This is a genomic window from Desertimonas flava (genome assembly GCF_003426815.1).
GTDB lineage: Bacteria > Actinomycetota > Acidimicrobiia > Acidimicrobiales > Ilumatobacteraceae > Desertimonas > Desertimonas flava.
The window spans coordinates 1-7,383 of sequence record NZ_QKYK01000062.1; the positions used below are offsets into that span (position 1 = coordinate 1).

General features: G+C 71.1%; 8 protein-coding genes and 2 tRNA genes. 5 read left to right on the forward strand and 5 right to left on the reverse strand.

Annotated features, from left to right (window positions below; genetic code table 11):
• Window positions 1–69: 69 nt before the first annotated feature.
• The 3 genes from DN771_RS28810 to DN771_RS28820 all read right to left on the reverse strand — a co-directional run bounded on the left by DN771_RS28810 (window position 70) and on the right by DN771_RS28820 (window position 3,330).
• A complete protein-coding gene (locus tag DN771_RS28810) occupies window positions 70–1,536 on the reverse strand; it encodes a hypothetical protein (protein WP_117001034.1) in 1,467 nt (488 codons plus the stop codon).
• Between the two features lie 48 nt (window positions 1,537–1,584).
• Complete coding sequence (locus DN771_RS28815) at window positions 1,585–2,460, reverse strand: hypothetical protein (RefSeq protein ID WP_117001036.1); 876 nt, start codon at window positions 2,458–2,460, stop codon at window positions 1,585–1,587.
• A 147-nt stretch (window positions 2,461–2,607) separates the two neighbouring features.
• Window positions 2,608–3,330 carry an FMN-dependent NADH-azoreductase gene (locus DN771_RS28820; RefSeq protein WP_117001038.1) on the reverse strand — a complete coding sequence of 241 codons (723 nt, stop codon included), beginning with the start codon at window positions 3,328–3,330 and terminating at the stop codon, window positions 2,608–2,610.
• 121 nt (window positions 3,331–3,451) lie between these two features.
• Between DN771_RS28820 and DN771_RS28825 the strand changes: the two genes are divergently transcribed.
• Entirely contained in the window at window positions 3,452–4,354 is a 903-nt protein-coding gene (locus DN771_RS28825) for a sigma-70 family RNA polymerase sigma factor (RefSeq protein ID WP_205528828.1), read from the forward strand.
• A 127-nt stretch (window positions 4,355–4,481) separates the two neighbouring features.
• On the opposite strand, the gene DN771_RS28830 is transcribed toward DN771_RS28825, so the two are convergent.
• Window positions 4,482–5,111, reverse strand: coding sequence for a TetR/AcrR family transcriptional regulator (locus DN771_RS28830; protein ID WP_117001040.1), 630 nt, complete (start codon window positions 5,109–5,111; stop codon window positions 4,482–4,484).
• 94 nt (window positions 5,112–5,205) lie between these two features.
• Between DN771_RS28830 and DN771_RS28835 the strand changes: the two genes are divergently transcribed.
• Window positions 5,206–5,748, forward strand: a complete 543-nt coding sequence (locus tag DN771_RS28835; protein WP_205528829.1) for a DUF3237 domain-containing protein — start codon at window positions 5,206–5,208, stop codon at window positions 5,746–5,748.
• 10 nt (window positions 5,749–5,758) lie between these two features.
• On the opposite strand, the gene DN771_RS28840 is transcribed toward DN771_RS28835, so the two are convergent.
• Window positions 5,759–6,301 (reverse strand): GNAT family N-acetyltransferase, encoded by a 543-nt coding sequence (locus DN771_RS28840; protein WP_162942541.1) that lies wholly within the window; start codon window positions 6,299–6,301, stop codon window positions 5,759–5,761.
• 312 nt (window positions 6,302–6,613) lie between these two features.
• Between DN771_RS28840 and DN771_RS28845 the strand changes: the two genes are divergently transcribed.
• From DN771_RS28845 to DN771_RS28855, 3 genes are all read left to right on the forward strand, one after another.
• Window positions 6,614–6,689, forward strand: a tRNA-Thr gene (locus tag DN771_RS28845).
• 110 nt (window positions 6,690–6,799) lie between these two features.
• Window positions 6,800–6,876, forward strand: a tRNA-Met gene (locus tag DN771_RS28850).
• Between the two features lie 38 nt (window positions 6,877–6,914).
• The coding region (locus DN771_RS28855; protein WP_117001043.1) for a GTP-binding protein at window positions 6,915–7,383 on the forward strand (469 nt) is incomplete at its 3' end.

Genomic DNA, 7,383 nt, shown 5'->3' on the forward strand with positions numbered 1-7,383 from the left:
GCCCGTGGCGGCGCAGGCGCCGGGGCGACGGCGGGCGCAGCGGCGCCACGCGGCGGCTGGTGGGACGGGTCACAGGAAGCTCGGGGCGTCGGGGTCGGGGGCTGGCGTGTGCCCGTTGCGCCGGGCGATCGACGGGTGGGCGGCCCGGCTGACCACCGTCCGCGTCGGGACGGGGACGCGCCGCACCTCGGTGGTCGAGGGCCGGGAGACGGGCGCGGTCACGTCGGACGGCGCAGGCGGCGACGGCGTGGTGGCGACGGACGTGCGCAGCAGCGGCGCAGGTGGCGGCACGACAGCCGGCTCGGGGCCACGGCGACGGGGGCGGACGGCGAGCGATCCGTCTGGCCGCGGGGCGCGGCGCGCAGCGTGCGTGAGCTCGGCCCGCTCCAGCACCTGCTCCACCGTGAGGTCGAGACGTTCCAGAGCCGACGGCCCGTCGCGGCGGGTCGTGCCGCGGGCGATGCGCTCGTGCACCGACTCGACCACCGACCGTCCGAGCGGATGGAAGAGCTCGGGCCGCTCGGAGCGGGCGACGGCGATGCGCGCCGCGGCCATCTCCATCTGTACCCGCCACGACGGCTCGTACAGCGACCACAGCTGCTCGATCTCGGCCTCGCGCATCCGGTAGTCGCCTTCGACCGACGCGAGGCGGCGATCGGCCCGGTGCAGCCGCCACTGGGCGAACCGCGAGCGGCGGGCGAGGTCGTCGCGCTCGTCGAGCGCTTTGTCGGCCCACTTGTACTCCACGAAGAAGGCGCCCACCAGGGCGGCCCCGGAGAACGCCGGCACGGCGAGCCAGAACCAGCCCGGTACCGATCCGAGCGCGTTGACCCGCAGCGCGGCGCCGGCGATGAGCAGGACGACCGAGCCGGCCAGCGCCGGCAGGCCGGCCTGCCACCACACCCGCCGCGCACGAGGCAGGTCGTCGACGAGGGAGTCGGGGTCGTCGACGCGGCGGTCGCTGGCGCCGTGCAGGGCCTTGAGCTGCTCGGCGGCGAACATCGCCGCCATCACCATGCCGATCGACAGCAGCGACAAGAGGTACGAGTCGATGATCGCCGGCCACTCGTCGGACGTGTCGAAGGCGACCTCCACGGCGGCGCGGTAGGCGACGACGTCGACTGCGGCGAGCACCAGGACGATCAGGATGCGGGCCCACCGCGGCATGTGGCGGCCGTGATCGCGCATGTCCCGGTTCGCCTGTTCGGCGCGGCGCAACCGCTGGTCGACTTCGTAGGCGTGGTCGGCCTGGTGCAGCTGGCGCACCTTGCGGCGCTCCAGCGTCGGCGCCCGCTTGGCCAGCCGCCGCATCCGCTTGCTCAGCGAGTGGTTGTAGGAGTGCTCGATCGTGCGCTGGGACGAGTGGCCCTCGGCGACCTCGGCGTCCTCGGCCGGCGTGAAGACCGCCGGCGGGTCGTCCGACGGCACGAGCTGGCCGAGCACAGCCGGGTCGGCCACGTACGTGCGCCCGGCGAGGCGTCGCCCCCGCCGCCGCTGGCTGAATCCGCTCATCCGGCGGTTGGCGTACTGGAACATCGGATCACCTTCTCGTTGCGCTCGCGGAATGGGGAGACCGGGTCATGGTCAGTCGTCGTCGACGCTGTCGGGCCAGATGTCGGGTGGGAGGTTGGGGTCGACGCTGCACGTGGCGCCCGTGGCGCTGCACAGCGCAGTGTTGAGCTCGATGAGGAACGTCACGGCGTCGGCGCTGAGGTCGGTGTCGGTCCGGCCGATGCCGCCGATGACGACGTCGATGCCGTCGGCCGACGGGAGCTGACCCGCCGACGTGCACGCCTCGAGGAGACGGTCGACGAGACCCGGTTCGTCGACGTTGACCTCTTCCGGGAGCGCCGCGCAGCCCGTGGTCGGGATGCCGTCGGTGTGGATGAGCAGGACGCGGGGCTGGTCGGCGTCGGCCGGGCCGAGCCGGTCGATGCCGGCGCGGATGGCGCTGGTCGGATCGCTCGACTCGTAGCCGGCGGCGAGCGTGGTCAGCGTCTCGGCGAGGCCCTCGACGAGGTCGGGTCGGTTGCGCTCGCGGGTCCGGGCGTTGTTGCCGTCGGGGACGAACACGGCGCCGTCGAGGCACGGTGAGAAGCGGACCTCGGCGTCGGATCCGCCGAAGCTGCCGACCGAGACGGTGAGCTCGCGGTCGGTCGTGGTGGCATCGAGTGTGCGGACCAGGTCGTCGACGCGACGCTCCTGGTCGGCGCTCGACACGGTGCCGTCGACGAGGACCACCAGCGCGCCGTCCGCCTCGTCGGCGTCGGCGTCGCCGAGCGGCAGGTCGCAGTCGGATCCGGCCGATGTGGTGGGTCGTTCGCCGGAGGCGCCGCCGTGGGCGGCGGGGGCGGCACTGCCCGGACCCGCCCCCGCCGGACCGGTCGTCATCACGGTCGCCACTCCGGCGAGTGTGATGACGGCGAGTACGTTCGTCGTCGCGTTCCGGGAAGCCGCCACGGGGACTCCAATCTGGGTCTCGGTCCTGGGTTCGGGTCGTTCCCATCCGGTCCCGCCCGCCTGTCGAAGTCGTGCACTCGTGTTACGAATGCATGACGGCGGACCGTAGACCTGGCGTCCGGTGAGCGGGCCGCGGCGGGCCCCGAATCACTCTTTCGGACTGGTCCTTTCGGCCGACATCGCGGCAGGGACACAGGCCGGCAGGACGGCATCGAGCGAGGCCAGCGCCGCCTCGAACGAGGCCGTGGCCAGTGGGCGGAGGTCGGCGAGGCCGGGGGCCAGGTCGGCGAGCGTGAGTTCCGCACGTATCACGTGGATCCGTTCGTCGGGCACACCGATGCTGGTCAACCAGGCGCGAAGGTAGGGCGCCTGGAAGTCCCAGGCGGCCCGCGGCGTGCCCGGGCCGTATCCGCCTCCCGATGCGGCGACCACGACGACGTTCGTCCCGGCCAACAGCGCGGAGCCGTCGGCGGCGCGGTACACGCCCGGGAACGTGATGCGGTCGATCCAGCCCTTGAGCGCGGCCGGCACCGAGAAGTTGTACATCGGGCAGCCGAGCAGCACGGTGTCCGCGTCCACCAGCTCGTCGACGAGAGCGCGCGTGACGCGCCAGTCGGCGCGCTCGTCCTCGCTCTCGAGTAATGCATCGACGCCCAGCCGTCCGATCGGCGGGTGCTGTTCGACGCGGCGCCCGATGGCGCAGAACTCCGTCGTCAACGCCGGCACCGGATCGGCGGCCAGATCGCGATATCGATGTGTGCCCGTCGGGTTGGCGTCCAACCACGCCGCGGCGAACCTGGCGCTCAAGGCCCTGGTGATCGATTCGCCCGAGCGGTTGGCACTGGCGTCGAGGTGGAGCAATGTGTTCATCGTGGTCCTTGCTGTGTCCTGGCGCGCACAGCACGCCAGATCGTGTCGTTGCGGTCACCTGGCACCGCGCCAGGTCGTCATTCATCACGACGACCGCCGCGCACGAAAGGGGACCGAGCAGATGACCGACGAGACGCCGGCCACCGGAGGGATCAGCCCGTCTGAACGGGACGCAATGTTCCGGCGGGCGCGACCGCAGCTCCGCAGCCTCGCCCATCGCCTGCTCGGCTCCGCGGCCGATGCCGACGACATGCTGCAGGAGGCATGGATCCGTCTCGACCGCTCCGACATCGACACGATCGACAACGTCGACGCCTGGTTGCGCACGGTCGTCACCCGCCTGTGTCTCGACGAGCTGCGCTCTCGGCGGCGGCGACCGGTTGCGGCCGAGCCGCCGGCTGAGGCTGCCACCGCAGGGGAGAGCGTCGCCCCTGAGGAGACAGCCATCGTGGCCGACTCCGTCACGAGGGCGATGCTCGTCGTGCTCGATCGGCTCGAGCCCGACGAGCGCATCGCGTTCGTCCTGCACGACCTCTTCGCCGTGCCGTTCGCGGACATCGGCCCCATCGTCGACAGGTCGCCGGCGACCACGAAGAAGCTCGCCAGCCGGGCCCGGTCGAAGGTGCGGGGCGGTCCCGCCGGGCGCGCCGCAGCCGACCACCGCTCTCGCGCCGTCGTCGAGCGGTTCCTGTCGGCCGCCGGACGCGGCGACCTCGCCGGCGTGGTGGCTGTCCTCGCTCCCGACGTGGTGCGGCGCAGCGATGTCCAGGCGTTGCCGCCCGGTGCCGCGGCCCTCGTTCGCGGCGCCGACGCAGTCGCCAGGGGAACCGTGGCGCTTGCCGGCCGGTCCGAGATCGCCGAGGTCGTGCTCGTCGACGGCTCGATCGGGGCGATCGTCGCACCGGCCGGCCGGCTGTGGATCGCCCTGCGTTTCGAGGTGGTCGAGGACCGCATCGCCGCTTACGACGTCATCGCCGACCCGGCCCGCCTGGCGGCCCTCGAGCTCCGGGTCCTCGACCCGTGAGGTTCTCTAGTGCCGCGACCGGGAACGTTTGCCTGGTTCACGGCGAGCTGGGGACGTCGCTGGCAAGGCGCGGCGACGAAGTGCCTGCCTTGCCCAACCACGAGGAGCCGGAACGCAGCCAGCGGCGTCATCCAGCCGCCGTGGCCTCCAAAGGTTTCCGGTCGCGGCACGAGCGCGTGTGCCGGGCGATCACTGCCTCGGCGGCCGCGCGCGCCCGATCGAGCGCCGATGGATCCCCGAAGAGCTGCAGATCGTGGTTGGCCTTCAGCAGCACGGCGTGCAGTTCATAGGCGACCTGGTCGGGATCCGTGTCCGCCGCCAGCTCGCCGAGGCGGATCGCCAGCGCTGCCTGGCGCCGGACCAGGTCCTCACCGCCGCGGATCGCCGCGGCGAGCGCCTCGCGCACCGGGCCGTGCCGGCCGTCGAGCTCGCTGGCGCCGGCGATGAAGGGGCAGCCACCGCGGAACGTGGGCAGGTAGTCGATCCAGCGGGCGAGGAGGGTGCGCAGTTGGGGGAGGCCGTCGGGTTCGGCGCTCGCCGGCCGCAACACGGTGGTCGTCCAGACCGTCGTGGCGGCGTCGAGGACGGCCAGCTGCAGCGTCTCCTTCGACCCGAACAGCGTCTGGAGGGCCGGTTTGCCCACCCCCGTGGAGGCGGCGACCGAGCCGAAGGTCAGCCCGTCGAACCCGTCGACCGACGCCAGGGCGACGGCCTGCTCGGCGATCGCGGCACGGCGGGCATCACCGGCTTTCGTCATACGGGGAATCGTAACTCTAGATACGGCCACCTGCTAAAATACATACAAACGTATGCTACTCTCGTCTGTGTTCCCCGCCCGGAAAGGCCGATCGATGACACCAGAGCCCGTCACCGCCTACCTCGACGGCGGCATCATGAGCACGCCGCTGGAGCCCGGGCCGCTGCTCGACGGCGCCCCGCTCGCGACGCTCGACGTCGAGCACGTCTTCGACCTTCGCGTCGACCTGGAGGATCCGCTCGTCTTCCCGACCGCCGGCGGCACGCGCCTGACGTACATCGTGCGCCATGGCGCGCTCGACGGACCACGAGTCCGCGGCGAACTCCTCGGCGGCGGCGGTGACTGGGTGGTGCTCGGCGCCGACGGGGTCGGCCGCATGGACGTGCGCGCCACGATCCGCACCGACGATGGCGTGCTGATCCACTACGCCAGCCGGGGCGTCGCCAAGCTGCCCGCCACCGGTCGTGACACCGTCGCCGCCGGCGGCCGCATCCCCTACGAGTCGAGCTACATCCGCTCCACGCCGCGCCTCGAGACCACCGACGAGCGCTACGCCTGGCTGGCCGGACTCGTGCTCGTCGCCGTCAGCGAGTTCTCCGCCGGTCACATCGACCACCGCGTCTACGGCGTCCGCTGAGCGCTGGGGCTCAGAGGAGGATCTGCATCACGGCGACGTCGAGCCAACGGCCGAACTTGCGGCCGACCTGGAGCTCGATGCCGACGAGCTGGAACCCGCACTTGGCGTGGAGCGCCCGCGACGCCGTGCCCGACGCCTCGATGCGTGCCATCACCGAATGGAACCCGGACTCGCGGGCGATCTCGACGAGCCGGCTGAGCAGGAGCGTGCCGATCCCGCGGCCGCCGGCGGAGCGGTCGACGTAGACCGAGTCCTCGACCGTCGTGCTGTACGCCGCCCGATCCTTGTACGCGGAGAGGGCACCGAAGCCGACGATCCGGTCGCCGTCGGTGGCGACGATCGCCGAGAAGGCGCCGGAGCGGGCGGCGAGCCAGCGCTGCTGGTCCTCGAGCGAGCGGGGGACCAGGTCGAACGTGCTGGTCTGACCCGTCACCTCGGCGTTGTAGATCCTGCGGATCGCCTCCGCGTCGGCGACCACGGCGGGTCGGATGGTGATGGTGCCGGCCGACGTGGTGCTCGAGGTTCCTGATGGGTTGGCCTGCTCCGTCGACACGCTGCAGAACGTACCGGAGGCGCGAGCGAAGCGAGCGCCGCCGTTCGTGCGAGCGCTAGCGAGCCGGGCGGCGATGGGGCGCGAGCGGAGCGAGCGGGGGCGCAGCCCCCGGGGAGGAGGCGCGAGCGAAGCGAGCGCCGCCGTTCGTGCGAGCGCTAGCGAGCCGGGCGGCGATGGGGCGCGAGCGGAGCGAGCGGGGGCGCAGCCCCCGGGAAGGAGGCGCGAGCGAAGCGCGGCGTGGATTGGGCCGACCGACCGCTATCCTGGTCGACTGGCTCGGGCCGGGAGTACCTGGCACGCGCCCACGAGAACGCCCTCTTAGCTCAGTCGGCAGAGCATTTCCATGGTAAGGAAAAGGTCGTGGGTTCGATTCCCACAGAGGGCTCCAGCGAGCCGCATACAGCTCGCTTGGTGCACCGCTCCCGAATTCGGTGGCGAGGCGCCCGACCATGCGCCCCGGACCGCCGCAACGCATCCGGAACGTAGGGCCACACGCCAGGCGGCGTAGCTCAGTCGGTCAGAGCATCCGGCTCATAATCGGAAGGTCATCGGTTCGATCCCGATCGCCGCTACCACTCCCATTCAGCAATCTCGAGGAAAAGGCAACAGCAACATGAGCAAGGCGAAGTTCGAGCGCACGAAGCCGCATGTGAACATCGGCACGATGGGTCACATCGACCACGGCAAGACGACGTTGACTGCGGCGATTTCGAAGACGTTGGCGGATCGTGGGTTGGCGGAGTATCAGCCGTTTGATTCGATCGACAAGGCGCCGGAGGAGAAGGCGCGTGGTATCACGATCTCGATTGCTCATATCGAGTACGAGACGGAGAACCGGCATTATGCGCATGTGGATATGCCTGGTCATGCTGACTACATCAAGAACATGATCACTGGTGCGGCGCAGGTCGACGGTGCGATTTTGGTGGTGGCGGCGACGGATGGTCCGATGCCGCAGACCCGTGAGCATGTGTTGTTGGCTCGTCAGGTGGGTGTGCCGTCGATCATCGTGGCGTTGAACAAGGCGGACATGGTCGATGACGAGGAGTTGTTGGATCTGGTCGAGCTCGAGGTGCGTGAGC